This window comes from Massilia sp. NP310, from assembly GCF_019443485.1.
GTDB classification, from domain to species: Bacteria; Pseudomonadota; Gammaproteobacteria; order Burkholderiales; family Burkholderiaceae_D; genus Telluria; species Telluria timonae.
On the sequence record NZ_CP080379.1, the window covers coordinates 3014621 to 3041006 of the forward strand.

The window sequence follows — 26386 nt, forward strand, 5'->3', positions numbered from 1 at the left end:
GGGGCGTTACACCACGAGCGTGTGATATATTCAGCAACATGAGCACCCCGATTTTCACTACTTCCAGCAGCGCGGACCATGCTGCAGCGACGCCGGCGAGTGCACCGATCGCCGTCGTGATTCCTTATTTCCAGCGCCAGGAAGGCGTCCTGCAGAAGGCGCTGGCATCGATTGCCGGCCAGCAGCTGTACCCCGCCGAAGTCATCGTGGTCGACGACAGCTCGCCGGTGCCGGCACGGGGCGAGGTGCAGGCAGTGAGGGCGCGCTGGCCGAACCTGAACGTACGCGTGATCGAACAGCCGAACGGCGGACCCGCCGGGGCGCGCAACAAGGGGCTCGACAGCGTGTCGCCGCAATGCGACTACGTGGCTTTCCTGGATTCCGATGACGAGTGGCACGATACGCACCTGCTGCACGCGAGCGCCGCCCTAGCGCAGGGCAACGACTTTTATTTTTCGGATTTTTTCCGCCTTGGCCATTCGACAACCGTGTTCGAACAGAGCGCAGTGTTCAAGAAGGACGCGCACCCGGTGCTGCCGGGTGGCTACCCGGTCGCGCAGTACCAGGGCGACATGACGGAACAGATCCTCGGCGCCAATGTCATCGGCACGTCGACCGTCGTGTACCGCTTCCGCAAGTTCGCCAATCTGCGTTTTCGCGAAGAATTCGTCTATGCCGGCGAGGACTTCCTGTTCTGGCTGACACTGAGCACACTGACGAAGGCGTATGTTTTCGGCACCACGCCGGAAGTGACCTATGGTCGCGGCGTGAATATCTACGCCGGCTCGGGCTGGGGCACTGAGAAATCGATGGACCGCCTGCACTACGAAACCAAGCTGGAACTCGCACTGCCGCGCCTGTTCAAGCTCAACGCCGAACAACAGGGACGCAACCGCGCCAAGCTGCGCTTCCTGCGCCACACCATGGTCAAGGACATCGTCCACCGGCTGACGCACCGCAAACCCATCAACGGCCCGCTGCTGTGGAAGCACCTGGCCATGGACCCTAAACTGCCATTGTATGTGCCGGCGGTGGGCTGGCAGATCGTTGCCGGTCGCCTGCGCACCCAGGCCGCCCCGCGCAAGGAATGAGCGGCTGGCGCCGAGAGGGCCTCGGCGCGGCCGACTGCGGCATCAGTTCCAGCGCGGCAAACCGTCGAACTGCTGCGCGCCCTCCCCCGAGAACCGGATGAGTTCGGCCAGCGGCACGGTGGCCAGGTTGTCGCAGCCATAGTGGCCGCCCAGCGCGCTGGGAATCTTGAGGCAGTATTTGCGCCCCTCGGTCAGCGGCCCCAGCGCGGCTTCGGCCAGGCGCACCGCCTCTGGCATGTACCAGTCGTTGAGGAAATCCTGGTTGTAGGCCAGCGCGTCGAGCGCGGCGCGGCTGCGCGCCAGCGGCTCGCAGACCAGTTCTTGCGGACGCAGGCACCAGAAATGGTCGTCCTCGTCGCGGATGATGAGGTTGCCGAAGGCATTAGCCCCGAGAACTTCGACGGCGCTCATGCCGACCCAGCCCCAGGCCTCGTTGATGTCGTCTACATCGATCATGGTCATCGCCCCTGAATGTCGCCATGGCGCATGCGCGCGGCGGTTCGCAGGGTTGGACAGGCCGGGCCCGTGTGCATTGCAGCAGAGGCGAGCGGGTTTGACCTGCGTCGAGGCCGTTAAGACGGAGAAAGGGCGTGCCTGCTTGAACAACGCCGGTTTGACAAACGGAAAAGCCGCTGACTCTTGCGAATCAGCGGCTTCGAATCTGGTTGCGGGGACAGGATTTGAACCTGTGACCTTCGGGTTATGAGCCCGACGAGCTGCCAGACTGCTCCACCCCGCGTCTGATGAAATGAATTATACGCCCATTCCCCTTATTAGGCAAATGCAATACTGCGGCCATGTGCGATTGCAACACGATATAACGCATGGTCTGCGCTGAAAACAGGTCGACCCCACCCGTCGGGCGCTGCCCTATCGCCCCCGCATTCAGTGTAAAGTAAGGGCAATGCCAATTCGTCACACGACCATGAAATTCTGCTCCGAGTGCGCCCACCCCGTCCTGCTGACCATCCCCGAAGGCGACAACCGGCCGCGCTACGTCTGCACCCATTGCCACACGATCCACTATCAGAATCCGAAACTCGTCATCGGCTCGATTCCCGTCTGGGAGGCCGACGGCCGGCTCCAGGTCTTGCTGTGCAAGCGCGCGATCGAGCCGCGCTACGGCTACTGGACCCTGCCGGCCGGCTTCATGGAAAACGAGGAGACCACCGGGCAGGCGGCGGTGCGCGAGACCGAGGAAGAAGCCGGCGCCAACATCGAGCTCGGGCCCCTGTTCACCCTGCTCAACGTGGCCCACGTGCACCAGGTCCACCTGTTCTACCGCGCGCGCCTGCTCGACCTCGACTTCGCGGCCGGCATCGAAAGCCTGGACGTGCAGCTGTTTACCGAAGACGAGATCCCCTGGGACGACCTGGCCTTCCCCACCATTCGCACCACGCTGGAACTGTTCTTCGCCGACCGGATCAAAGTGCGCGAGGGCGGCAGCTATGGCTTTCACAGCCGCGACATCCATCGCCCGATGATCGCCCCACGCGAACCGGATTGAGATGATTCCCTGGCTCGAGACCGATACGCCGTTTCCCGACGTATCCAAGGCACTGACGGTCGAAGCGCCGGGCCTGCTCGCGGCCGGCGCCGACCTGTCGCCGCCGCGCCTGCTGCAGGCTTACCGCAACGGCATCTTTCCCTGGTTTTCCGAAGGCCAGCCCATCCTGTGGTGGAGCACCGATCCGCGCATGGTGCTGTACACAAGCGACTTCAAGGTGAGCGACAGCCTGGCCAAGACGCTGCGCAAGGTCGAGCGCAGCCGCCACGAGGGGGGCCGTTGGGACGTGCGCTTCGACTCCGCCTTCAGCGACGTCATGCGTGCCTGCGCCGCGCCGCGCCGCGACGGCCCCGGCACCTGGATCTCCAGCGAGATCATCGACGGCTACAGCGGCCTGCATGCGCTGGGCTATGCCCACTCGTCCGAAGTCTGGCTCGACGGCGAACTGGTCGGCGGCGCCTATGGCGTCTGCATAGGCCGCATGTTCTATGGCGAATCGATGTTCGCGCGCGTGTCCGACGCTTCCAAGGTCGCGCTGGCCTACCTGGTGGCCTTCCTGCGCGGCCACGGCGTGCGGATGATCGACTGCCAGCAGGAGACCGGCCACCTGGCCTCGCTCGGCGCGGCGCCGATCCCGCGCAGCCGCTTCCTGGAGCACCTGCGCGCCGCCATCGCCGAGCCGCCCATCCGCGACTGGACGGTCGGTGCGCCGCTGGCGGCGCCGGGCGCCGGCGCGCCGGCCGCATCCGCAGCGTCCGCAGGGTCCGCTGCAGCGGCCGACAAATCCGGCAATTCGCCCGCGATACCGTTGGATGGCTAACGGTATCGCGGGCGGGTTTTCGCTAGAATAGGTTCATCACACGTCGTCTCGAGAGTTTTTTGCATGACGCACCTACACGACCTGCCCTTTGCGACGCTGCAGTTCTACACGACGGCGCCCTATCCCTGCAGCTATCTCGATGCGCGCCAGGCGCGTTCGCAGGTCGCCACGCCATCGCACCTGATCAATGCCGACGTGTATTCCGAGCTGGTCAAGAACGGCTTCCGGCGCAGCGGCATCTTCACCTACCGCCCCTACTGCGACGGCTGCCAGGCCTGCATCCCGGTGCGCGTCAAGTGCGAGGACTTCACGCCCAACCGCACCCAGCGCCGCGCCTGGAAGCGCCATGGCAACCTGGTCGCGATGGTGGCCAACCTGGCCTTTTCCGACGAGCACTACGCACTCTACCTGCGCTACCAGACCACGCGCCACGTGGGCGGCGGCATGGACCAGGACAGCCGCGACCAGTACGCCCAGTTCCTGCTGCAAAGCCGCGTCAACACGCGCCTGGTCGAATTCCGCGAGCCGGACGGCACCCTGCGCATGGTGTCGATCATCGACGTGCTGTCCGACGGCCTGTCATCGGTGTACACCTTCTTCGATCCCGACATCGAGAATGCCTCCTACGGCACCTACAACATCCTGTGGCAGGTGAACCAGGCGCACGAGCTCGGACTGTCCTACGTGTATCTCGGGTACTGGATCGAACAGAGTCCCAAGATGGCCTACAAGATCAACTTCCGGCCGCTCGAAGCGCGCATCGACGGCGAATGGGGCGTGCTGCAGCGCTAGGCCGGGTTGTCGCCGTGTGATACAAGTGCTAACAAAGTCGTTGACACTCAACTACGTATGCCGCAGCGCATCACGTTAGAATGATGGGGAGATCCTTTTTGAGTTCCCCATGCCCGACAAATTCCTGTACACCCTCGTCCGCCCCGCACTGTTCTCGCTCGATCCCGAGACGGCCCACAACTTCACGCTGCCCATGCTGTGTCGGGCAGCCGCGCTCGGCCTGACGGGCGCGTTCAGGAAACCGCTGCCCGACCCGCGCACCGTCATGGGCATCACCTTCCCCAACCCGGTCGGCCTGGCCGCCGGCCTGGACAAGGATGGGGCCTACATCGACGGCCTGGCCGCGCTCGGCTTCGGCTCGATCGAGATCGGCACCGTGACCCCGCGCGGCCAGGCCGGCAACCCCAAGCCGCGCATGTTCCGCCTGCCGCGCGCGCGCGGCATCATCAACCGCATGGGCTTCAACAACGGCGGCGTCGACGCCTTCGTGGCCAACGTGCAAGCCTCGCGCTTCTACCAGGAACGCCAGGGCGTGCTGGGCCTGAACATCGGCAAGAACGCCGACACGCCGATCGAGCAAGCCGCCGAGGATTACCTGCACTGCCTGCGCAAGGTCTATCCGTATGCGAGCTACGTGACGGTCAACATCTCGTCGCCCAACACCAAGAACCTGCGCCAGCTGCAGGGCGCGTCCGAACTGGACGGCCTGCTGTCCCAGCTGAAGGCCGAGCAGACCAAGCTGGCCGACCACCACGGCCACTACGTGCCGATCACGCTCAAGATCGCGCCCGACGTCGACGGCGACCAGATCCGCGACATCGCCGGCGCCCTGCTGCGCCACAAGATCGACGGCGTGATCGCCACCAACACCACGCTCAACCGGCGCGACGTCGAAGGCATGAAGCACGCACAGCAGGCCGGCGGCCTCTCCGGCGCCCCGGTGTTCGAGCAGTCGAACATCGTGATCCGCGCGCTCAAGAAGGAGCTGCGCGACGACATCCCGATCGTCGGCGTGGGCGGCATCATGCGCGGCCAGGACGCGAAGACCAAGATCGCGTCCGGCGCCAAGCTGGTGCAGCTGTACAGTGGCCTGATCTACGCCGGCCCGGCCCTGGTGCGCGAATGCGCCGACGCGCTGCGCGACAACGGCGCGAAGAAGAAAAAGCAATGAGCATGCGGCGCAAGACACTGGGCCGCACCGACCTCGAGGTGAGCACCGTCTGCCTCGGCACGATGACCTTCGGCGAGCAGAATACCGAGCAGGAAGCGCACGCCCAGCTGGACTATGCAATCGGGCGCGGCATCAACTTCATCGACACCGCCGAGCTGTATCCGGTGCCGCCGAGCGCGGCCACCCAGGGTTCGACCGAGCGCTTCATCGGCTCCTGGCTCAAGGCGCGCGGCGGGCGCGACAAGCTGGTGCTGGCGACCAAGATCGCCGGCCCGAACGGCAACCAGGCCTGGATCCGCGGTTCAAAACACAATCTCGACGCCGCCAACCTGCGCGCCGCCGTCGACGCCAGCCTGCGGCGCCTGCAGACCGACTACATCGACCTCTACCAGCTGCACTGGCCGAGCCGCAACGTGCCGATCTTCGGCGCCAATCAGTTCGATCCGCGCAAGGAACGCGACGGCGTGGCGATCGAGGATACCTTGCGTACCCTGGCCGACCTGGTCAAAGAGGGCAAGATCCGCCACATCGGCGTGTCGAACGAAAGCCCGTGGGGCGTGTGCGAATTCGTCAAGCAGGCCGAACTCCGCGGCCTGCCGCGCATCGCCACCATCCAGAATCTGTACAACCTGACCGCGCGCGCGTTCGAGACCACCTTGCTGGACGAAGTCTGCTACCGCGAAGACGTCAGCCTGCTGGCCTACAGTCCCCTCGCCTTCGGCCAGCTGAGCGCCAAGTACGTCGACGACCCGCAGGCGCGCGGCCGCCTGACGATCTATCCGCCGACCTGGAGCCCGCGCTACCTGCGGCCGGCGGTGTTCGAGGCCACCCGCGCATATGCGGCGCTGGCGCGCGAGCACGGCTTGACGCCGGCGCAGATGGCGCTGGCCTGGTGCTATTCACGCTGGTTCGTGGGATCGACCATCGTCGGGGCGACCACGCTGGCGCAGCTCGAAGAAAACATCGATGCGGCGCAGATCGTGCTCAGCGATGAGGTGGTGCGGCGGATCGACGAAATTCACGCCAGGATAACTAATCCGGGACAGTAATCGGCATAAGTTATCTGATGGCAGCCTGACCTCGTTCGCTCTTCCAGTGCCGTCACAGTCCTATCTCATTATATGTAGTGACGCGCCGCCCCATTGAACATGCCGCGGTTGATTCCTTAGCCAGGCCGACGAAGTAGTGCACGCGGCCTGACACTGGTCCGTTTGGCGTATCGAATTGCTCGGCCGATCCATGGAACTCATGGGCATAGATACTACACGTCCGCTGCGCCCACTCTTCGAGTGCAGCGTATCCAACCTCAGTCGTCGCGTCGTATCCTGTTCGCCATTTGCGCAAGTCACCATTACGATCATAGGCGTAACAGCTGATGAAGCGGAACGCTTCGAAAGATTCGCGAGGCCCATCGGGAAGACAATCAAGCTCGGTGTACACACCGACCTGGATTAGTGGTACGTCGACGCCCTCATACTTTCTCCGGTCCTGTTCCAGAAAGCTGAGTAATGGCTGCAGACTACTCTGTACCCGACTGTAGTGTTTCAACTCAATGGCGCACACCCGTGCAAAGTCGTCGTCCAGCACCATGATGTCAACGCTGCGGCCGTTCTTCCAGAAACCGCCGAGACTGGAAGCAAAGCTGTGCAGGCGATACTCCAGCACGGCATTCTGGTCTCTGGACTTAAGATAGGCGAGCAGTTCACCTTGAATGGTACGCTCGGGATTGCCAACGCAGGCCGTGCGCAGCAGACTGCCTTTCATGTCAGCCGCTCTCGGCAGAGATCCGAATCCGCTGCGCTGCGCAAAGAAAGCCGTCACCAAATTGAAGACATGGGTGGCCGACATGAACGATTGTAGATGGATGGGCATTAGTGTGGAAATATGCGAACTATGAATTGTCAGACCGTGCGTACGCGTTTGCAGGGGCCGCATTGACTGCGGCCCCAAGCAACACAAATCATATGCTACCTTGTTAGACACACATGGCCCAGCAACCAGGCCATGGACGATACAGGTAGATAGCGTCCAACACGCTTTCTAATTCGATTGTTGCTTTTGATTACACTGGCTGTTCGTAGGCAAGGCAGGAGAGCGTCAGACTGCATGGCGCAAAGCTGCATCCATTCCTGGCATAGCACTACTCCGCCGTCGCGATCGCCTTCTCGATATCCGCCCGCGTATACCCTTGCGCGAAACGCTCAATGAAGTGGAATGCATACGCCCGCAGATACGAGCCGCGCCGCACCGCCAGGCGCGTCACGTTCTGCGCGAACAGGTGCGAGGCCTCGATCGCGCGCAGCCCCTTGTCGCGGCCGTGGTCGAAGGCCATCGAGGCCACGATGCCCACGCCCAGCCCCAGCGACACGTACTGCTTGATGACGTCCGAATCCATCGCGGTGAGCACGATGTCCGGCGCCAGCCCGGCTTCGACGAAAGCGGCGTCGATGTGGCTGCGGCCGGTGAAGCCGACATCGTAGGTGATCAGGGGATGCTCGGCCAGGTCTTCCAGGCGCAGCGGCGAGCCTTTGGTGAAGATCGGGTGCCCCTCGGGCGCCACCACCAGGTGGCTCCAGCGGTAGCACGGGAAGGACACCAGGTCGGGGAAGGCCGACAGGCCCTCGGTCGCGATCCCGATGTCGGCCTTGCCCGAGGCCACCCATTCGGCGATGTGCTCGGGCGCGCTTTGCTGCAGGGCGATGCGCACGTTGGGGAAGGCGGCGCGGAATGACTGCACCACCTGCGGCAACGCGTAGCGCGCCTGGGTGTGGGTGACGGCGACGGTGAGCGTGCCGCTGTCCTGCGCGGCGTATTCGCGGCTGGCCTGCTGCAGGTTCTCGGCTTCGACCAGCAGCTTTTCGACGATGCGCAGGATGCCCTTGCCCGGCGGCGTGAGGCCCGTCAGGCGCTTGCCGTTGCGCTCGAAGATGACCACGCCCAGCTCTTCCTCGAGCTCGCGGATCTGGCGCGACACGCCCGGCTGCGAGGTGAACAGGGCGTTGGCGACTTCGGTCAGGTTGAAGTCGCGCCGGGCCGCTTCGCGGACCGAGCGCAGCTGCTGGAAGTTCATATCGCGTTTCCTTCGTCGACGAACACTTCGATGCGGCGCGGACGCACGACCAGCGTCTCGCCCTCTTTCAGTCCCAGGCTGGCGAAGCGCTCGTTCGGCATCACCGCCTCGATCAGCTGCTGGTTGTCGGCGCGCTCGAGGTCGAGCTGGGCCAGCGGGCCGATCGCATGCGCGCGGCGCAGCTTGGCCACCACGCCTGCGGCGCCGGGCGTGTAGCGCTCGACGTCCAGGTCGTGCGGACGCACGTAGCCGATGCCGGCGCCATCCACCACGCCGGCGTGCTGCGGCGCCTGGAAACGCACGTCGCCGCTGGCCAGCACGCCGTCGTTGACGCGGCCGTGGAACAGGTTGACGTTGCCCAGGAAGCCGTACACGAAGGGCGAGGCCGGGTTGTTGTACACCTGGTCCGGGCTGCCCAGCTGCTCCACGCGGCCCTTGTTCATCAGGACCACCTGGTCGGCCACTTCGAGCGCCTCTTCCTGGTCGTGGGTGACGAAGATCGAGGTCACGTGCAGGTCGTCGTGCAGGCGGCGCAGCCAGCGCCGCAGCTCCTTGCGCACCTTGGCGTCGAGCGCGCCGAACGGTTCGTCCAGCAGCAGCACACGCGGTTCGACCGCGAGCGCGCGCGCCAGGGCGATGCGCTGGCGCTGGCCGCCCGAGAGCTGCGGCGGATAGCGGTCGGCGATCCAGTCGAGCTGCACCAGTTCGAGCAGCTTCTTGACCTTCTCGCGGATCTGGGCTTCGCTCGGGCGCTCCTTGCGCGGCTTGACGCGCAGGCCGAAGGCGACGTTCTCGAACACGGTCATGTGCTTGAACAGCGCATAGTGCTGGAACACGAAGCCGACCTGGCGCTCGCGCACGTGGCGGTGCGAGGAATCCTGGCCGTCGAGCAGCACGGAACCGGAGTCCGGATATTCGAGGCCGGCGATGATGCGCAGCAGCGTGGTCTTGCCGCAGCCCGAAGGCCCCAGCAAGGCGGTCAGCTCGCCGTCGGGGAACTGCAGCGAAACGTCGTCGAGCGCCGTGAACTGGCCGAACTGCTTGCGGATATGTTGTACTTCGATCGTCATGCGTGGCTCCGGCGTTGTTTCAGTGAGGGGCGTCCGTCGAAGCCTTACGGGCTTCGTGCAGGCGCCATTCGATAAAGGACTTGACGGCCAGGGTCACCAGGGCGAGCAGCGCCAGCAGCGATGCGACGGCGAAGGCGGCCGTGAAGTTGTATTCGTTGTAGAGGATCTCGACGTGCAGCGGCATGGTGTTGGTCTCGCCGCGGATGTGGCCCGACACCACCGACACCGCGCCGAACTCGCCCATCGCACGGGCATTACACAGGATCACGCCATACAGCAGGCCCCATTTGATGTTCGGCATCGTCACGCGCCAGAAGGTCGACCAGCCCGAGGCGCCCAGCACCAGCGCGGCCTCTTCTTCTTCGGTGCCCTGCTGCTGCATCAGCGGAATCAGCTCGCGCGCGACGAACGGGAAGGTGATGAACACGGTGGCCAGCACGATGCCCGGCACCGCGAACAGGATCTTGATGTCGTGCTCCGCCAGCCATGGGCCGAACCAGCCCGAGGCGCCGAACAGCAGCACGTACATCAGGCCCGCGATCACCGGCGAGATCGAGAACGGCAGGTCGATCAGGGTCAGGAGGATGCTCTTGCCGCGGAATTCGAACTTGGCGATGGCCCACGCCGCCGCCACGCCGAACACCAGGTTCAGCGGCACCGAGATCACGGCCGCGATCAGGGTCAGCTTAATCGCCGACACCGCATCCGGGTCCAGGATCGATTCGACGTACAGCTCCCACCCTTTTTCCAGCGCCTCGGTGAACACCGCCGCCAGCGGGATGAACAGGAACAGCGTCAGGAAGATCAGCGCGATGGCGATCAGGGCCACGCGCACCCAGCGCGGCTCGAGCACGCTGGTGTCGAGGCGCTTGTTGTTGGCGGCGCGCTTGGCCGGCGGCGCCACCTTGTCGAGGACCGCGCTCATGCCTTGCCCGCCCGTTTGCGCGTCCACGCCTGAAGAAGGTTAATCGCCAGCAGCAGGATGAAGGAGAACACCAGCATCACCACCGCGATCGCGGTCGCGCCGGTATAGTCGTACTGTTCCAGCTTGGAGATGATCAAGAGTGGCGTGATCTCGGACACCATCGGCAGGTTGCCGGCGATGAAGATGACGGAACCGTATTCGCCGGTGGCGCGCGCGAAGGCCAGCGCGAAGCCGGTCAGGAGCGCCGGCACGATGGTCGGCAGCACCACGCGGATGAAGGTCTGCAGCGGCGGCGCGCCCAGGCTGGCGGCGGCTTCCTCGAGTTCGCGCTCGGCTTCTTCGAGCACCGGCTGCACCGTGCGCACGACGAACGGCAGGCCGATGAAGGTCAGCGCCACCACCACGCCCAGCGGCGAGAACGCCACCTTGATGCCCAGCGTCGCCAGGTACTGGCCGATCCAGCCGTTGTGGGCGTACAGCGCGGTGAGCGTGATGCCGGCCACCGCGGTCGGCAGCGCGAACGGCAGGTCCACCAGGGCGTCGATCAGGCGCTTGCCGGGGAACTGGTAGCGCACCAGCACCCAGGCGACGATGCCGCCGAAGACGACGTTGATCGCGGCCGCGATCAGCGACGCGCCGAAACTCAGGCGGTAGGACGCCACCACGCGCTCGGACGTGACGGTCGCCCAGAAATCGGCCCAGCTCATGCTGGAGGTCTTGAGGAATACCGCCGACAGCGGGATGAGGACGATCAGCGCCAGGTAGAACAGCGTGAAGCCCAGCGAAATGCCGAAGCCGGGAATGACCCGGCCCGGTCGCTTGGGCTTGGTTGCTGCCGCGTTGCCCGGCAATGCAAGCGAAGTCATGCGATTCCTTATTACAAATTCTTCTATCGGAGTCGCATATTCTCACGCTATGTTCATAAAGCAAACGAAAGAATACTTATTTGCATAGACAGTAATTGCTATTTGGTAGGGCGCAATTTACAAGACGAGCTTCGCCGCCACCGCCGTCAGGGTGGTGGCCAGCAAGGCGCGCAGGAAGCGCTCCGGCACGGCGCGCGCCGCCATGGCGCCGAGGGTAATGCCGGGCAGCGAACCGACGAGCAGGGTCAGCAGCAGCATCCAGTCGATCGAGCCGAGCCACCAATGGCCGAGCGCGGCGATGGCGGTCAGCGGGACCGCGTAGGCGATGTCGGTGCCGGCCACTTCGGCCGGGCTCAGCTTTGGATACAGGAACACCAGCAAGGTCGCGCCGATGGCGCCGGCGCCGATCGAGGACACCGTCACCAGCACGCCCAGCACGGCGCCCGAGATGATGGTGGCCGCCGCCAGGCCGCGGCCCTGCAGCTGGCGTTCCGGGTGGGCATGGATCCAGGCCAGCAGGCGGCTGCGCAGCAGCAGCGCCACCACGGTCAGCATCACCGAGACGGCGATCGTGTAGCGGATCACCTGCCCCAGCTGTTCGCTGAGCGCGCCGAAATGGTTGAGCGCGATCGCCGCCAGCACGGCCGCCGGCAGCGCCCCCAGGCACAGGCGGCCGACGATCTGCCATTGCACGGTGCGGGTGAAGCGGTGGGTGATGGTGCCGGCGCTCTTGGTGATCGCGGCGAAGGCGAGGTCAGTGCCGACCGCGACCGATGGCGAGACGCCGAACAGCAGGGTCAGCAAGGGCGTCATCAGCGAGCCGCCACCGACGCCGGTCATGCCGACCAACAAACCTACCGCGAATCCTGCCATCACATACGTCATCGACATGCCGAGCTCTCCTGTGGAGCACAGGGTAAGGCTCGGGCTGCCGTTTTCCAAACGACAGCTTTCTCATTTGCTTATGCAGAGATATTCGTCCCACGACGATGATCATCGCGAGTTTGTTGCCTGGATACCACGAAAAAAAACGGCGAACCCAGGTTCGCCGTCTTGCGGTAGACATGGCATGGGGCAAGCCTCGCCCCTGCGCTGCCGATTACTTGTTCGGCTGCGGCGTCAGGCGCAGGTAAGGACGCGGCGCCTCGAAGCCTTTCGGGTACTTCTGCTTGATGACGTCGGGATCGGTGACGGTCAGCGGGATAATGACCGGGTCGCCATCCTTCCAGTTGCCCGGCGTGGCGACGGTGTAGCCGTCGGTCAGCTGCAGGGCGTCGATCACGCGCAGCACTTCGTCGAAGTTGCGGCCGGTGCTCATCGGGTAGGTGATGATCAGGCGCACTTTCTTGGCCGGGTCGATCACGAACAGCGAGCGCACGGTGGCGGTGGCCGAGGCGTTCGGGTGGATCATGTCGTACAGCCCGGACACGGTCTTGTCGGCGTCGGCCACGATCGGGAAACCGACCACGGTTTGCTGGGTTTCCTCGATGTCCTTGATCCAGTCGACGTGCTTGTCGGCCGGGTCGACCGACAGCGCGATCGCCTTGACGTTGCGCTTGTCGAACTCCGGCTTGAGCTTGGCGGTCAGGCCCAGTTCGGTCGTGCACACCGGCGTGAAGTCGGCCGGGTGCGAGAACAGCACCACCCAGGAATCGCCCGCCCACTCGTGGAAGCGGATCTTGCCGATGCTGGAATCCTGCTCGAAATCGGGAGCGGTGTCGCCGAGGCGTAAGGTCATAGTCTTCTCCATGGTTGATTCATACAGCGCCGTCCGCGGACGACGCAACGCAAAGCCTACATAAAGCGGTTGTACAGCACGACGGCCCAGGTGGCGCCCGCCAGCAGCAGGGTCAGCGCCACCGCGGCGCTGCCCAGGTCCTTGGCCGCCTTGGACAGCGGATGGCGCTCCAGCGAGATGCGGTCGACCACCGCTTCGATCGCCGAATTGATCAGCTCGACCACCAGCACCACGACCAGCACGCCGACCAGGGCCAGCTTCTGGAAGCCGGACACCGGCAACAGCAGCGCCACCACGCTGGCGATGACGATCACCACGACCTCTTGCCGGAACGCCGCTTCGCTGCGCCAGGCCCAGCGCAGGCCGTCCCAGGTGTTGCGGCAGGCGGCGCCGATGCGCTCCAGGCCGCGCAAGGTCTTGAATTCGCTGATCGGGTTTTCCATCGTTCTTGGCATTCCAACATGCAGGAACGACATTATGCCCCGTCCGCGCACAAGCATGTGGCAAGTTGGCCCGCGACGCAAGCCGCCGGTTTGCATGGTCTTTTCACATCATGGTATAAAGAGAACGATACTGCACTGCACCAACCACATCATGAAAATGGAAACCCCTACTCCAGCCAAGACGTCGATCCAGGTCATCGAACGCATGATGGCGCTGCTCGATGCGTTGGCGAGCTATACCGATCCGGTCAGCCTCAAGGAATTGGCGCGGGTGTCTGGATTGCATCCCTCGACCGCGCACCGCATCCTAAACGACATGGTCGTCACGCGCTTCGTCGACCGGGTCGAGCCGGGCACCTACCGTCTCGGCATGCGCCTGCTGGAACTGGGCAATGTGGTCAAGAGCCGGCTGTCGGTGCGCGAAGCGGCGCTCGACGCCATGCGCGCCCTGCACCGCAAGACCCAGCAGACGGTCAACCTGTCGGTGCGCCAGGGCGACGAAATCGTCTACATCGACCGCGCCTTCTCGGAGCGCTCCGGCATGCAGGTGGTGCGCGCCATCGGCGGGCGCGGCCCGCTGCACCTGACCTCGACCGGCAAGCTGTTTTTATCCGTGGACGACGTCAAGGCGATCCGCGCCTATGCCACCCGCACGGGGCTGGCCGGCCACACGCGCAATTCGATCACCGAACTGGCGCGGCTGGAACGCGAACTGAGCCTGGTGCGGGCGCGCGGCTATGCGCGCGACAACGAGGAACTGGAACTGGGCGTGCGCTGCATGGCGGCCGGCATCCATGACGACAGCGGCAAGCTGGTGGCGGGATTGTCGATCTCGGCGCCGGCCGACCGCTTGCAGGAAGACTGGCTCGAAGACCTGGTGCAGACGGCGTCGCGGATTTCGTCGACGCTGGGTTACCGGCCGATCGCGCCGGTGTGATCGAGAATTAATGCAATGCCGGCGCGCTGGCCGTGATGGTCGGCGTGCGCACCGCATCGACGTCCATGCGGTCCGGCAGCGACTCGATCCAGCGGCGGATGCGGCCGGCGTCGGCCGTGCGCGACATCTTGCCTTTCGAATCCAGGAACACCATCACCACATTGCGGCCATGGATCATGGCCTGCATCACCAGGCAGCGTCCCGCTTCGTTGATGAAGCCGGTCTTTTGCAGGCCGATGTTCCAGTCGGGCAGCGACACCAGGTAGTTGGTGTTCGCGTAATGCATGGTGCGGCCGCTGGCCTTCACGGTCGATTTCGGCGTGGTGGAGAATTCGCGCAGCAGCGGGTCTTCGTGGGCCGCCATCACCAGCTTGACGAGGTCGCGCGCGCTCGAGACGTTGCGGCTCGACAGGCCGCTGGAATCGACGTAATGGGTGTCCATCATGCCGAGCTGGCGCGCCTTGGCGTTCATCGCGGCGACGAAGGCCTCGATGCCGCCCGGGTAGTTGCGGCCCAGCGCCGAGGCGGCGCGGTTCTCGGAACTCATGAGGGTGATGTGCAGCAGTTCGCGCCGCGTCATGCGCGCGCCGACCGGCAGCCGCGAGCTGCTGTACTTCAGGCGGTCGACGTCGGCGTCGGTGACGCGCAGCACTTCGTCGAGGTCTTGCTTGGCTTCCATGACGACCATGCCGGTCATCAGCTTGGTGATCGAGGCGATCGGCAGGGCGACGTTGGCGTTCTTTTCGAACAGCACTTCGGCGCTGTTCTGGTCGACCACGTAGGCGACGCTGGAACGCAGGGACAGCGGATCGTCGGTCTTGTTCAGGCCGGCCCTGTCGCCGGCCGTCGCCACCGCCGCCACGGCGACGGCGCCCGCCGCGGCGCGGGCCGGGTGGTAGGTGACGACGCGCTTGCCGTTGACGGTGCGGACCCGGCGCACCATGCGCTGGCCGTTGTCGCCGGCGCTGGCGACTTCCTTGCGCTTCCTGGTGGTCTTTTTCGCCTTCGCTTTGCGCTTGGGCTTTTTCTTGGCAGCCTTGGCAGGCTTGGACTTCTGCGCTTGTTCGGTCGCGCCCGCCCCTGCGCCCGCCCCGGCACCGGATGCCTGCATTGGTGCAATAGCGAACAACGCGGCGGCAACTGCAGCCAAAGCAAGTTTAAACATCGAAACGCCCCTGGACCAAACCGATGAGATACAGATGAAAGTGTAGCGGAACGACGCTCGATCGCAAGAGAAAAGAACATTCCGTGCGGAAATAATCTGCGAAAACCAACACCTCCCGTGAATGCAAACTTTCGTTTGATATCAATGAGATATTGTTGGTTATTACGTTACTCCATGAAGCGGGCGAATATGTGGCTGGGTTCGCGCTCGGTTTCCAGGGTGTTCTCGATCCGCGCCGGATCGGCCCAGCCCAGCGCCATGCCACACACGACCATCTCGTTCGCCGGCAGCGCGAGTTCGGCCGCGATGATCCGATGATACTGCGTAAAGGCGGCTTGCGGGCAGGTGTCGAGTCCCCTCGCCCGCGCCGCTACCATGATGTTCTGCAAGAACATCCCGTAATCGAGCCAGGAGCCCTGCTCCATGATGCGGTCGATGGTGAAGATCATCCCGACCGGCGCATCGAAGAAGGTGAAGTTGCGCCCATGCTGGGCCGCCATGCCGGCCTTGTCGTCGCGCGTCAGGCCCAGCAGGCCATATAAATCCCAGCCGACCTTGCGGCGCCGGTCGATGTACGGCGACACCCATTCGCGCGGATAGTAGGGATATTCCTCCTGGTGCTGGGCGGCCTGCTCGGGGTCGGCATACGCCGCCAGGATCGCGCTTGACAGGCGCTCTCGCGCGGCGCCGGTCAGCACATGGACTTTCCACGGCTGGGTGTTGGTGCCGGACGGCGCGCGCGCCGCGACGTCCAGGATGCGGGCGATGTCTTCGCGCGCGACCGGCTTGTCCAGGAAGGCGCGGATCGAACGGCGCGAGGTGATGGCGGCGTCGACGGCCGCCTGGCCAGGGTTCTCGATGGTCATGTGGTCTCCGGTGGTTTGCGCACGACGAAGGCGACGCCGGTGACGGCCACCGCCATGCCCGCCAGGCCGAGCGCGTTGAAGGCTTCGCCGAACAGCAGCCAGGCCATGATGGCGGTGGTCGGCGGGGTCAGGTACATCAGGCTGGTCACCTCGGTGGCCTGGCTGCGCCCGATGAGTTTGAACAGCAGGAAGATGGCGCCGATCGACAGCGCGAACACCGACCACAGCCAGGCGATGACGAAGTCGGCGCTCCAGGTAACCGTCGAGAACGCCGGGTCGAGGTCTTCCAGCCACACCGCGATCGGCGCCAGCACCAGCACCGTGGCCCCGAACTGGATCGCGGTGCCGCTGCGCAGGTCGAAACGCGGGCAGAAGCGGCGCTGGTACATGGTGCCGGCCGTGATGCAGAGCAGCGCGAACACGCACAGGCCGAGGGCGGCGGGCGACAGCCCGGCCAGGCCCAGCTTGGCGTAGACTACCAGCGCCACGCCGGACAGGCCGAGCAGCAGGCCCAGCCACTGGATCGGCCGCACCCGCTCGCCGATCAGCGGGGCACAGGCGGCGGTGAGGATCGGCTGCATGCCGACGATCAGGGCGGTCAGTCCCGCCGGCATGCCGAGCTTGATGGCGGCCCACACGCCGCCCAGGTAGCCCGCCTGCAGCAGCACGCCGGCCACGGCGAGATGCAGGACCTGGCCGCGCGGCCATGGCGCGCGCCAGAGCAGCATCAACGGCAGCAGCACCGCCAGCACGCCCAGGCAGCGCACGATGAGGAAGGTCAGCGGCGGCGCATACGGCAGGCCGAGCTTGGCGACGATGAAACCCGTGCTCCAGAGGAAGACGAAGAACAGCGGCACGGGCGACAGCCAGGAGCTGCCGGGCATGGAAGTGGCGTGGGTCGACATGATGCTGGCAATGCGCGCTGCACGGCATTGAATAAATCGCAAGCATCGAGTCTAGCATGTCTCTACCATGGAGTTTTGACCGGCTGAAAGATGCACAGGGTTTGCGCGAGATCAATTGACTTTTATTGCATTAAATGCATTCTAGAAAATTATGTATCTTGGATGGTGCGTCGCATCAAAAACGCTTGACGCTTCAAACGAACTGACAGAAAATCTGCCCTGTTGCGGTGCACAAAAAGAGTTTCGTTGCGTTTTAATGAAGAACCTGTCTCACAGAGCAATAGTCCATTCTTGAAACGACATATTTGGAGAGCCACATGTTTGCAATCCCTGAACAATTTTCGAACGCTACCAAGGCCAGCCTCGATTCGCAATTCGCCCTGTTTTCGGCACTGACCTCGAAGACCTTCGAAGGCGTGGAAAAGCTGGTTGAACTGAACATCAGCACCGCGCGCTCGACCCTGGAAGATTCGTCGGCCGCCGCTCGCCAGCTGCTGGGCGCCAAGGACCCACAAGAATTCTTCTCGCTGACCGCCTCGCAGGCGCAGCCGAACGCCGAGAAAGCCCTGTCGTACAGCCGCCAGCTGGCCTCGATCGCCACCGGCACCGGCGCCGAGTTCTCGAAAGCCGCCGAAAGCCAGATCGTCGAAGCCAACCGCAAGGTCATCTCGCTGGTCGACGAAGTGAGCAAGAACGCCCCGGCCGGCTCGGAAAGCTTCGTCGCCGCCGTCAAGACCGCGATCAGCAACGCCAACGCCGGCTACGAGCAATTCAGCAAGACCTCCAAGCAGGCGGTCGAAGCGCTCGAAAGCAATATGAACGCCGCCGTGTCGCAATTTTCTGCGACTGCTGCTAAAGCTGGCAATGCTGCCAGCGCTGCCACGGCTGCCGCTGCGGCCTAAGCTGCGGCTGGTGAAGTAATAAGCCCAAGACAAAAAAGCCGACAGACGCAATCGCGTCTGTCGGCTTTTTTTCGTTCGCGTGCCGGTCACGCGATCGGTGCGTCACTCGCCCAGGTATGCCGCCTGCACCCTCGGATCGTCGAGCATGTCGCGCGCATTGCCGGTCATGGTGATCGCGCCCGACTCCATCACGTAGCCGCGGTGCGCGGCCTGCAGCGCCAGCTTGGCGTTCTGCTCCACCAGCAGGATCGTGATGCCCTGCCGCGACACGTCGCGGATCACCTCGAAGATCTTCTCGACCATGATCGGCGCCAGGCCCATCGACGGCTCGTCCAGCAGCAGCAGGGTCGGATGGCACATCAATGCGCGCGCCATCGCCAGCATCTGCTGCTCGCCGCCCGACAGGGTGCCGGCCAGCTGGCTGGACCGCTCTTTCAGCCGCGGGAAGACGGTGTACCACTTCTCGATGTCGGCATCGATCGCGGCCTTGTCGTCGCGCGTGTAAGCGCCCATCAACAGGTTTTCGTGGATCGACATGCGGGTGAACACGCCCCGCCCTTCCGGCACCATGGCCAGCTTCTGGCGCACCATCCGGAACGACTGCGTGCCGCCGAGCGGCTGGCCGAGATACTCGATCGTCCCCTCGACCTTGCACGGCGGGAGCGTGCCGGTGATGGCCTTCAGGGTCGTGGTCTTGCCGGCGCCGTTGGCGCCGATCAGCGTCACCAGCTCGCCTTTCGCCACCTCCAGGTCGACGCCCTTGACCGCCTTGATGCCGCCGTAGGCGACCTTCAGGCCGGCGATTTTCAGAACGGGATCGAGCATCAGTGGGCACCTCCAAGGTAGGCGTCGATCACGGCCTGGTTCTTCTGGATCTCGGCCGGCAGGCCTTCGGCGATCTGCTTGCCGTATTCGAGCACCGTAATGCGGTCGCACAGGCCCATCATGAGCTTGACGTCGTGCTCGATCAGCAGCACGGTCCGGCCCTCGGCCTTGATTTTCACGAGCAGCTCGCGCAGCGCCAGCTTTTCGGTGGCGTTCATGCCGGCCGCCGGTTCGTCCAGCGCCAGGAGCTGCGGATCGGTGGCGAGCGCGCGCGCGATTTCCAGGCGGCGCTGGTCGCCATAGGACAGGAATCTGGCGGTGCGGTTGGCGAATTGGCCGATGCCGACGAAGTCGAGCAGTTCCTGCGCGCGCAGGCGGATCGCGGCTTCCTCGTCGCGCGCCGCCTTGTGGCGCAGGATCGCGCCCAGCACGCCCTGCTTCGTGCGCACGTGGCGCCCGACCATCACGTTCTCGAGCGCGCTCATCTCGCCGAACAGGCGGATGTTCTGGAAGGTGCGGGCGATGCCCGCCCTGGCCACGTCATGCGGCGCCGATGGCGAATAGGGTTTGCCGGCCAGCTCGAAGGTGCCGCTGTCCGGTTGATACAGGCCCGTGATCACGTTGAAGAACGTGGTCTTGCCGGCGCCATTGGGGCCGATCAGGCCATAGATCTGGCCCTGCATGATCCGGATGCCGACGTCGGTCAGCGCCTGCAGGCCGCCGAAGCGTTTATTGACACCCTGGATATTCAGGAGGATTTGTTCGCTCATGGTCTGCTCATGTGTCTGTACACTCATCACGCGGTGGACGCTTCTTCTTCCTCGCGCGCCAGGGCGGCGTTGGGACGCTCTTCCCTGTTCGGCGACGGCCACAGGCCGGCCGGGCGGACCAGCATGATCAATACCAGGGCCAGGCCGTACAGCAGCTGGCGCAGCACCTCGGCTTCGATGATCACCTTGCCGAACACGGCCTGTTGAAGCGGATCGACCACGTGGCGCAACACCTCGGGCAAGGCCGCCAGCAGCACGCCGCCCAGCACCACGCCCGGGATGTGGCCGATGCCGCCCAGGACCACCATCGCCAGCACCGCGATCGACTCGGTCAGCGAGAACGACTCGGGCGAGACGAAACCCTGGAAGGCGCCGAACATCGCGCCGGCCACGCCGCCGAACGACGCGCCCATGGCGAAGGCCAGCAGCTTGACGTTGCGGGTATTGATGCCCATCGCCTTGGCCGCGATCTCGTCTTCGCGGATCGCCACCCAGGCCCGGCCCAGGCGCGAATGCTGCAGGCGGCCGGTGATGAAGATCGTCGCGATCACCATGGCCAGGAACAGGAAGTAATAGGCGTTCACCGACGGCATCGCGTAGTCGCCGATCATGACGTTGGCGCCGGAGCCCGGCTCGCCCGCCAGCGACACCCCGAACACGCGGATCGGGTCGATCATATTGATCCCCTGCGGCCCGTTGGTGAAGTTGATCGGGTCGTTCAGGTTGTTCATGAAGATGCGGATGATCTCGCCGAAGCCGAGCGTCACGATGGCGAGGTAGTCGCCGCGCAGCTTGAGGGTGGGGGCGCCCAGCAGCGCGCCGCACAGCGCGGCGCACAGCGCCGCCAGCGGCACGATGGCCCACAGCGACAGGTGGATGCCGTTGGCGGCGATCTCGGGCCCGAAGAAGGCCACCAGCGCTTCGCCGAGCGCCGGCGAATAATAGATGAGCGACTCCAGCAGCGCCGCGAACTGCGGCGACGAGAACAGGCCGACCAGGTAGGCGCCGACCGCGAAGAAGGCGATATAGCCCAGGTCGAGGAGGCCCGCGAAGCCGACCACGATGTTCAGGCCCAGCGCCAGCATGATGTACAGCAGCGCGATGTCGATGATGCGCACCCACGAGTTGCCGAATTGCGAGGCGACGAAGGGGAAGATCAGCATCAGGATCAGGACGGCCGCCATGCTGATGGCGGCCTGGCGCGGCTTGTGCTGGGTGTCGAAGGTCAGGAGTGCCATGGTGTGCTCCTCGTGCTCAGGCGCGGTCGGCCACGCGTTCGCCCATGATGCCGGACGGACGCAGGGTCAGGACCAGGATCAGCACCACGAAGGCGAAGATGTCCTGGTAGTGGCTGCCGAGGAAGCCGCCGGTCAGGTCGCCGATGTAGCCGGCGCCGAGCGCCTCGATGATCCCCAGCAGCAGGCCGCCGATCATGGCGCCATAGATGTTGCCGATCCCGCCCAGCACCGCGGCGCAGAAGGCCTTCAGGCCCGGCAGCACGCCCATGGTGAAGGTGATCGAGGCATAGTTGGCGCCCCACATCACGCCGGCGACGGCCGCCAGCGCGGCGCCGATGGCGAAGGTGGCGACGATCACGCGGTTCGCGTCCACGCCCATCAGGCCGGCCACGCGCGGGTTTTCGGCCACGGCGCGCATCGCGCGGCCCATCTTGGTGCGCTCGACCAGCAGCACCAGGGCGCCCATGGCGACGGCCGCCAGCACCAGCAGCAGCACTTGCGTCTGCGAGATCATGGCGCCGCCAATCATGATCGGTTCGGACGACAGCAGTTGCGGGAACGGCAGCGGGCTGCGGCCCCAGATCATCATGGCGAAGGTCTGCAGCAGGATCGAGACGCCGATCGCCGTGATCAGCGGCGCCAGGCGCGGCGCATGGCGCAGGCGGCGGTAGGCGACGCGCTCGATCAGGATGCTGACCAGCATGGTGAGGGGAATCGCGCCGAGGATGGCGGCCGCCAGCTGGACATAGCCCGGCAAGCCGGGAATATAAGCCTCGAGCAATTGCAGGATCGTCAGGCCGATCATGGCGCCGATCATCAGCACGTCGCCATGGGCGAAGTTGATCAGGTTGAGCACGCCGTACACCATCGTGTAGCCGAGCGCGACCAGCGCGTACATGCTGCCCAGCACCAGGCCGTTCAGCAGCTGTTGAATAAAGGTTTCCATCGTTCTGCCTGTGTATTTTTGCCTTGCAAAAAAACGGCACCGCGGGATCCCTCCCGAAGTGCCGCTCATGGTTGGCTACCATGACAATTTTCCGAGCGCCGCCATCATAACTTGGCTGTTGGAAAACTTATCACGGCAAATCCGTGCAGTAGCAAATTTTGTTTTCTGTCTGTACGAGAAATAAAGTTCAGGCTGCTGGCGAAGATGGCTCAGGACGTACGCCGTCCAGGCCTTTCGGCAGCGGGAAGGTCACGTGTTCTTCAACCCCTTCGAGCGCGCGCACGCTGGCCGCGCCGAGTTCTTTCAGGCGGTCGATCACGGCCTGCACCAGCACCTCGGGCGCCGAGGCGCCGGCGGTCACGCCGATCCGCTTCTTGCCCGCGATCCAGCTGGGGTCGATCTTGCTCGCGTTGTCGACCATATACGCCGGCGTGCCCATTTTTTCGGCCACTTCGCGCAGGCGGTTCGAGTTCGAGCTGTTTGGACTGCCCACGACGACCACGACCTCGACCTGCGGCGCCATGAACTTCACGGCTTCCTGGCGGTTGGTGGTGGCGTAGCAGATGTCGCCCTTCTTCGGCTCGATGATGTTCGGGAAGCGCGCCTTGAGCGCCGCGATGATGTCCAGGGTGTCGTCGACCGACAAGGTGGTCTGCGACACGTAGGCCAGCAGCTCGGGATTACGCACCTGCAGTTTCTGCACGTCCTCGACGGTCTCGACCAGGTGCATGCCTTCTTCGGCCTGGCCCATGGTGCCTTCCACTTCCGGGTGGCCGTCGTGGCCGATCATGATGATCTCGGCGCCTTGCTTGCGCATCTTGGCGACTTCGACGTGGACCTTGGTCACCAGCGGGCAGGTGGCATCAAAAATGGTGAGCCCGCGCGCCTCGGCGTCGGCGCGCACGGCCTTCGAGACGCCGTGGGCCGAAAACACCAGCGTGTTGCCGGGCGGGACGTCTTCGAGTTCCTCGATGAAGATCGCGCCCTTGGCGCGCAGGTCTTCGACCACGTAGGCGTTGTGCACGATCTCGTGGCGCACATAGATCGGCGCGCCGAACTGTTTCAGGGCGCGCTCGACGATCTCGATCGCGCGGTCCACGCCGGCGCAGAAGCCGCGCGGCTGGGCCAGCAGAATTTCGTTTTCCATCATTGTTCCTGTCGTCCTTACAGAACCGAAATCAGTTTCACTTCGAATTGCAGGGCGCGGCCGGCCATCGGGTGGTTGAAGTCGAACAAAGCCGCATCGTCGCGCAATTCCAGCAGCACGCCGGCGAAGCGACCGCCCTTCGGCGCGTTGAACTCGACCACCTCGCCCACGTTGTATTCCGTGCCCGGCACCGAGTTTTCTTCCAGCGTGGCTTTCGATACCGACTGGATCAGCTCCGGGTTACGCTCGCCGAACGCTTGTGCAGCGCTGAGCTCGAAGGTCTGGTGCGTGCCTTCCGGCAGGCCGATCAGGCGCGCCTCGAGGAACGGCGCCAGCTGGCCCTGGCCCAGCAGCAAGGTGGCGGGCGTGCCATTGAAGGTCGTGACCACATCCGAACCACCGGCAACTGCCAGACGGTAATGCAGGGTCAGGTAAGAGGATTCGTTGACGACGGGAGCAGCGTTGGACATGTTCTTTGTGGTGACGGGCATACCTGATCAGGGAGGGTAGGAAGGGTCTGTTACCCGAACCCCTCCCCCCTAAGAACCGTGCATGCGACTTTCACCGCACACGGCTCAAGCATAATAAAAGTTCCTATACAGGAACCGGTTTAACAACTTGCAAATTTTGGCTATGCACTCGGGCGTGGCAATTGGGGTGCAATAATACGCGATTTCGAAGGGCCTCGGAGCCTCCCGCCACACGGTACTCAATGTGGTGGTCGTGCCATCCAGTTTCCATGTTCATCTCGTACCCACACAGCGCGCACGTGCCGCGTTGGTTCATGTACAACGTCGCCAACTCCTTCCGGTAGCCAATGTTTTTCAACATTCGCTCCTGCCGAAGGGCTTCGCCGTACTCTTCCCATTGCGGATCGTAGGGATTGAATTCCCCCTTGATCTTTCTGTGGCGCTCGATGGGAGTACCCGCAAGCGAGTACAGTTCCATCACCTTCTTGCTACCATCCTTCGCGACAACGTCCGCAGCGAACACCCAGTTTCGTCCTCCGACTGACCGCCAATACTTCTGGCGAATCCATCCGGCGTTCTTGCTGGGGTGCCTTCGCTTGGCCCACCGCATAAGCCGCCATAGCAACAGCGACTCCATGCGCGAGAGTGCCTCCTTAGCCACGACGGGACTGTGATACTGCGCCCAACCCCGTAGCATCGGATTCAGCAGTCGGATCAGGTCTTCCTGCTTCACCATCAGACGCTCCCCGATGACCTTCCTAAGCTTTTCATAGAACGCGTCCACGTTCTTCTTACTAGGCTTGATGAGCAGTTTCCCCTCGTACTTCCGGAAATTCCACCCAAGGAAGTCAAAACCTTGGTCGATGTGCACGATCTTGGTCTTGGCCTGAGACAGCCGCAATCCTCGTGCTGCCAGGAACGCTTCTATCCATGGCCGGATTTCGATGTCGAGTAGTTCTTGCGAAGCACCCGACACTACGAAATCGTCCGCGTATCGTATGACACCAACTTTCAGCTTCTCGACCTTTGACTTACCTACCTGCGTACCGAGGTACGCGGTCAGTTCCGTTTCCAGTCCGTTTAGCGTCCAATTTGCCAAGGCAGGGCTGATGATGCCACCCTGCGGCGTCCCTGCTGTGGTTGCCAGCAACTGCGCCCGGTCGACTACTCCGGACTTCAGCCACTTCCGGAGGATCGTCTTATCCATGCGGACGTTGTCGATCAGCCAGTTGTGGTTGATGTTGTCGAAGAAACCCTCGATGTCCGCATCCAGTATCCATTGCGCCGAGGCCTTCCGACACGTCTGGAGAAAGATTTGTGACATCGCGTCTGCCGTTGAGCGGTTTTTCCTGAACCCGTACGAGTTCGGGTCGCTCGTCGTTTCAAGGACGGGATCTAGCGCCAGCAGGTGTAATGCCTGCATTGCTCGATCTTTCATGGTCGGGATGCCCAGAGGGCGTTCCTTCCCATTGGCCTTGGGTATGTAGACCCTCCGAAGTGGTAGGGGCCGATACCGACGCTTCTCCAACTGCGCAATCGCCGCAAACTTCTGCAGCGGCGTGTCCCATAACTGCCGGTCCACACCCGCGGTACGCTTGCCTTGATTCTCCGTCACCCGTTTAACTGCCAGCGCTTTCGCGCTAAACGAGCGGGTCAGCCACCGTTGCAGGGATTTCACCCGGCGCCAGTTGCCTTCCTGTGTTGCCTTCGTTAGACGAATCTGCATGACTCTCACGTTTTTCTGAACGCGCCGCCAATCAATGGCGGCCCACTCAGTAGGGACGTGCGAGGACGCAGAACCGAAACTATTTTCGATTACTTTCATTGCCGAACCTCGTCGTAGTGATGCCCGCCGAGGACGCACTTCTCCCCCGAAGGGAAAAACTGCATCCCTTCGGGGCTGATAAGCTACTTGTCTATGTAGTCGCTGAACGACTATTGCACCAGATGGAAGTCTGCTCGCTTTCACGACAGGACAAATTTCGAATCCCTATCCAACCCATTACAGGTTGGCATTCGCTTTTTCCATCCTCCCATACCCGCTCCGCCATGGGCTTCCCTTGCGGGTTGCTTGCCTACCCCGGTACTCTGGGGCAGGCGGCGGGTCGGGCTTACCACGTTCCCTGCGAGACCAGCACGGCCTGATTGCGCCGCACATGACTGTTTAGGGTCTGACTCTCCCCCGGTGGTCCAGTGACGACGTGTCCCCAGTTTGCACAGAGACATCCGACCACGTACCTTTTGGTTCAGGCCACCAGCAGATTGGGCCTGTTAATAGTCACGAGGGTTCACCCGTCAGTTCACTTTATGTTACCCATGCAGCCTCACCTAGCCCCTCAACCGCCTTTCTGCTGGCAGTCTCCGCGCATCCATTCACATGGGGAGCACGCTGCTTGCGCAGGGGTACATTGTCGTCGAAGCTTCACACCCCTCCGTTGCCAGAGACGCATGTCCGACTAGGTGACAAGTGGTCGTACACTTGGTCACAGCCCCATATCCTCTTAAGGAAGACATAGGGTGTGACAAGGCATCGCAGAACTTGCACGATCTTGCTGAGCTACCTTGTTTCAATTTGACCGTAGATGGTCATTTCTTACCCCTGCTGATCCGAGGCTCGTTGTTTAAGTTCGTTTTAGAAAATTTTCTTGAACTGTGGCAACTGGACAACACTTCTTTCGCTTTTGAGCGAAAGCACGGACCGCAACGATATCTAAATCACAAT

General features: G+C 63.6%; 27 protein-coding genes and 1 tRNA gene. 8 read left to right on the forward strand and 20 right to left on the reverse strand.

From position 1 onward, the window contains the following. Positions 1-38: 38 nt before the first annotated feature. Positions 39-1091 carry a glycosyltransferase family A protein gene (locus KY496_RS13300; RefSeq protein ID WP_219865016.1) on the forward strand — a complete coding sequence of 351 codons (1053 nt, stop codon included), beginning with the start codon at positions 39-41 and terminating at the stop codon, positions 1089-1091. Between the two features lie 42 nt (positions 1092-1133). On the opposite strand, the gene KY496_RS13305 is transcribed toward KY496_RS13300, so the two are convergent. Next, positions 1134-1547: a T6SS immunity protein Tdi1 domain-containing protein gene (locus tag KY496_RS13305; protein WP_005665771.1), complete on the reverse strand. Its 414-nt coding sequence runs from the start codon at positions 1545-1547 to the stop codon at positions 1134-1136. Between the two features lie 206 nt (positions 1548-1753). Continuing rightward, positions 1754-1830 (reverse strand) — tRNA-Met (locus KY496_RS13310). Between the two features lie 186 nt (positions 1831-2016). On the opposite strand from KY496_RS13310, the gene KY496_RS13315 reads away from it, so the two are divergent. From KY496_RS13315 to KY496_RS13335, 5 genes are all read left to right on the forward strand, one after another. After that, positions 2017-2598: an NUDIX hydrolase gene (locus KY496_RS13315; RefSeq protein WP_005665769.1), complete on the forward strand. Its 582-nt coding sequence runs from the start codon at positions 2017-2019 to the stop codon at positions 2596-2598. A gap of 1 nt (position 2599) precedes the next feature. Next, positions 2600-3418, forward strand: a complete 819-nt coding sequence (aat, locus tag KY496_RS13320) for a leucyl/phenylalanyl-tRNA--protein transferase (RefSeq protein ID WP_005665767.1) — start codon at positions 2600-2602, stop codon at positions 3416-3418. A gap of 63 nt (positions 3419-3481) precedes the next feature. Further along, positions 3482-4210, forward strand: coding sequence for an arginyltransferase (locus KY496_RS13325; RefSeq protein WP_005665766.1), 729 nt, complete (start codon positions 3482-3484; stop codon positions 4208-4210). Positions 4211-4319: 109 nt separating this feature from the next. After that, positions 4320-5381 (forward strand): quinone-dependent dihydroorotate dehydrogenase, encoded by a 1062-nt coding sequence (locus KY496_RS13330; protein ID WP_219865017.1) that lies wholly within the window; start codon positions 4320-4322, stop codon positions 5379-5381. A 2-nt stretch (positions 5382-5383) separates the two neighbouring features. Continuing rightward, the gene (locus tag KY496_RS13335; protein ID WP_219865018.1) at positions 5384-6430 is read left to right on the forward strand and encodes an aldo/keto reductase; all 1047 of its coding nucleotides are present in this window, start codon (positions 5384-5386) and stop codon (positions 6428-6430) included. A gap of 52 nt (positions 6431-6482) precedes the next feature. Here KY496_RS13335 and KY496_RS13340 read toward each other — a convergent pair whose 3' ends face one another. The 8 genes from KY496_RS13340 to KY496_RS13375 form a co-directional block, all read right to left on the reverse strand. Beyond that, positions 6483-7229 (reverse strand): hypothetical protein, encoded by a 747-nt coding sequence (locus tag KY496_RS13340; RefSeq protein WP_219865019.1) that lies wholly within the window; start codon positions 7227-7229, stop codon positions 6483-6485. Positions 7230-7521: 292 nt separating this feature from the next. Then, positions 7522-8451 carry a CysB family HTH-type transcriptional regulator gene (locus KY496_RS13345; protein ID WP_219865020.1) on the reverse strand — a complete coding sequence of 310 codons (930 nt, stop codon included), beginning with the start codon at positions 8449-8451 and terminating at the stop codon, positions 7522-7524. After that, positions 8448-9521, reverse strand: a complete 1074-nt coding sequence (locus KY496_RS13350) for a sulfate/molybdate ABC transporter ATP-binding protein (protein WP_005665761.1) — start codon at positions 9519-9521, stop codon at positions 8448-8450. The genes KY496_RS13345 and KY496_RS13350 overlap by 4 nt, the downstream gene beginning before the upstream one ends. A 19-nt stretch (positions 9522-9540) precedes the next feature. After that, the gene (gene cysW / locus KY496_RS13355) at positions 9541-10446 is read right to left on the reverse strand and encodes a sulfate ABC transporter permease subunit CysW (RefSeq protein WP_219865021.1); all 906 of its coding nucleotides are present in this window, start codon (positions 10444-10446) and stop codon (positions 9541-9543) included. Further along, positions 10443-11312: a sulfate ABC transporter permease subunit CysT gene (gene cysT, locus KY496_RS13360; RefSeq protein ID WP_219865022.1), complete on the reverse strand. Its 870-nt coding sequence runs from the start codon at positions 11310-11312 to the stop codon at positions 10443-10445. The genes cysW and cysT overlap by 4 nt, the downstream gene beginning before the upstream one ends. Positions 11313-11429: 117 nt before the next feature. Further along, positions 11430-12203 carry a sulfite exporter TauE/SafE family protein gene (locus tag KY496_RS13365; RefSeq protein ID WP_005665757.1) on the reverse strand — a complete coding sequence of 258 codons (774 nt, stop codon included), beginning with the start codon at positions 12201-12203 and terminating at the stop codon, positions 11430-11432. A 208-nt stretch (positions 12204-12411) separates the two neighbouring features. Continuing rightward, on the reverse strand, positions 12412-13050 hold the full coding sequence (locus tag KY496_RS13370; protein ID WP_005665756.1) for a peroxiredoxin: 639 nt from the start codon (positions 13048-13050) through the stop codon (positions 12412-12414). Positions 13051-13106: 56 nt separating this feature from the next. Beyond that, a complete protein-coding gene (locus KY496_RS13375; RefSeq protein ID WP_040775263.1) occupies positions 13107-13493 on the reverse strand; it encodes a diacylglycerol kinase in 387 nt (128 codons plus the stop codon). Between the two features lie 151 nt (positions 13494-13644). Here KY496_RS13375 and KY496_RS13380 point away from each other — a divergent pair, with 151 nt between their 5' ends. After that, positions 13645-14430: an IclR family transcriptional regulator gene (locus KY496_RS13380; RefSeq protein ID WP_184239129.1), complete on the forward strand. Its 786-nt coding sequence runs from the start codon at positions 13645-13647 to the stop codon at positions 14428-14430. A 7-nt stretch (positions 14431-14437) separates the two neighbouring features. Here the strand turns inward: KY496_RS13380 and pbpG are convergent, their stop codons facing one another. The 3 genes from pbpG to KY496_RS13395 all read right to left on the reverse strand — a co-directional run bounded on the left by pbpG (position 14438) and on the right by KY496_RS13395 (position 17366). Further along, positions 14438-15595, reverse strand: a complete 1158-nt coding sequence (gene pbpG, locus KY496_RS13385; RefSeq protein WP_370659800.1) for a D-alanyl-D-alanine endopeptidase — start codon at positions 15593-15595, stop codon at positions 14438-14440. 167 nt (positions 15596-15762) lie between these two features. Continuing rightward, positions 15763-16461 carry a nitroreductase gene (locus KY496_RS13390; protein WP_219865024.1) on the reverse strand — a complete coding sequence of 233 codons (699 nt, stop codon included), beginning with the start codon at positions 16459-16461 and terminating at the stop codon, positions 15763-15765. Further along, positions 16458-17366 (reverse strand): DMT family transporter, encoded by a 909-nt coding sequence (locus KY496_RS13395; protein ID WP_051205040.1) that lies wholly within the window; start codon positions 17364-17366, stop codon positions 16458-16460. Before KY496_RS13395 ends, KY496_RS13390 begins: the two co-directional genes overlap by 4 nt. Before the next feature lie 317 nt (positions 17367-17683). Here KY496_RS13395 and KY496_RS13400 point away from each other — a divergent pair, with 317 nt between their 5' ends. Then, entirely contained in the window at positions 17684-18268 is a 585-nt protein-coding gene (locus KY496_RS13400) for a phasin family protein (RefSeq protein WP_005665748.1), read from the forward strand. A gap of 102 nt (positions 18269-18370) precedes the next feature. Here KY496_RS13400 and KY496_RS13405 read toward each other — a convergent pair whose 3' ends face one another. The 7 genes from KY496_RS13405 to ltrA form a co-directional block, all read right to left on the reverse strand. Continuing rightward, a complete protein-coding gene (locus KY496_RS13405) occupies positions 18371-19093 on the reverse strand; it encodes an ABC transporter ATP-binding protein (RefSeq protein WP_219865025.1) in 723 nt (240 codons plus the stop codon). After that, entirely contained in the window at positions 19093-19863 is a 771-nt protein-coding gene (locus tag KY496_RS13410) for an ABC transporter ATP-binding protein (RefSeq protein ID WP_184239132.1), read from the reverse strand. Before KY496_RS13410 ends, KY496_RS13405 begins: the two co-directional genes overlap by 1 nt. Before the next feature lie 26 nt (positions 19864-19889). After that, positions 19890-21101, reverse strand: a complete 1212-nt coding sequence (locus KY496_RS13415) for a branched-chain amino acid ABC transporter permease (protein ID WP_005665745.1) — start codon at positions 21099-21101, stop codon at positions 19890-19892. 16 nt (positions 21102-21117) lie between these two features. Further along, positions 21118-22047 (reverse strand): branched-chain amino acid ABC transporter permease, encoded by a 930-nt coding sequence (locus KY496_RS13420; protein ID WP_184239136.1) that lies wholly within the window; start codon positions 22045-22047, stop codon positions 21118-21120. 187 nt (positions 22048-22234) lie between these two features. Beyond that, positions 22235-23194, reverse strand: coding sequence for a 4-hydroxy-3-methylbut-2-enyl diphosphate reductase (ispH, locus tag KY496_RS13425; RefSeq protein ID WP_005665742.1), 960 nt, complete (start codon positions 23192-23194; stop codon positions 22235-22237). Positions 23195-23211: 17 nt separating this feature from the next. Next, positions 23212-23664 carry a peptidylprolyl isomerase gene (locus KY496_RS13430; RefSeq protein WP_005665740.1) on the reverse strand — a complete coding sequence of 151 codons (453 nt, stop codon included), beginning with the start codon at positions 23662-23664 and terminating at the stop codon, positions 23212-23214. A gap of 124 nt (positions 23665-23788) precedes the next feature. After that, on the reverse strand, positions 23789-25489 hold the full coding sequence (gene ltrA / locus KY496_RS13435) for a group II intron reverse transcriptase/maturase (protein ID WP_219861077.1): 1701 nt from the start codon (positions 25487-25489) through the stop codon (positions 23789-23791). Positions 25490-26386 lie beyond the last annotated feature (897 nt).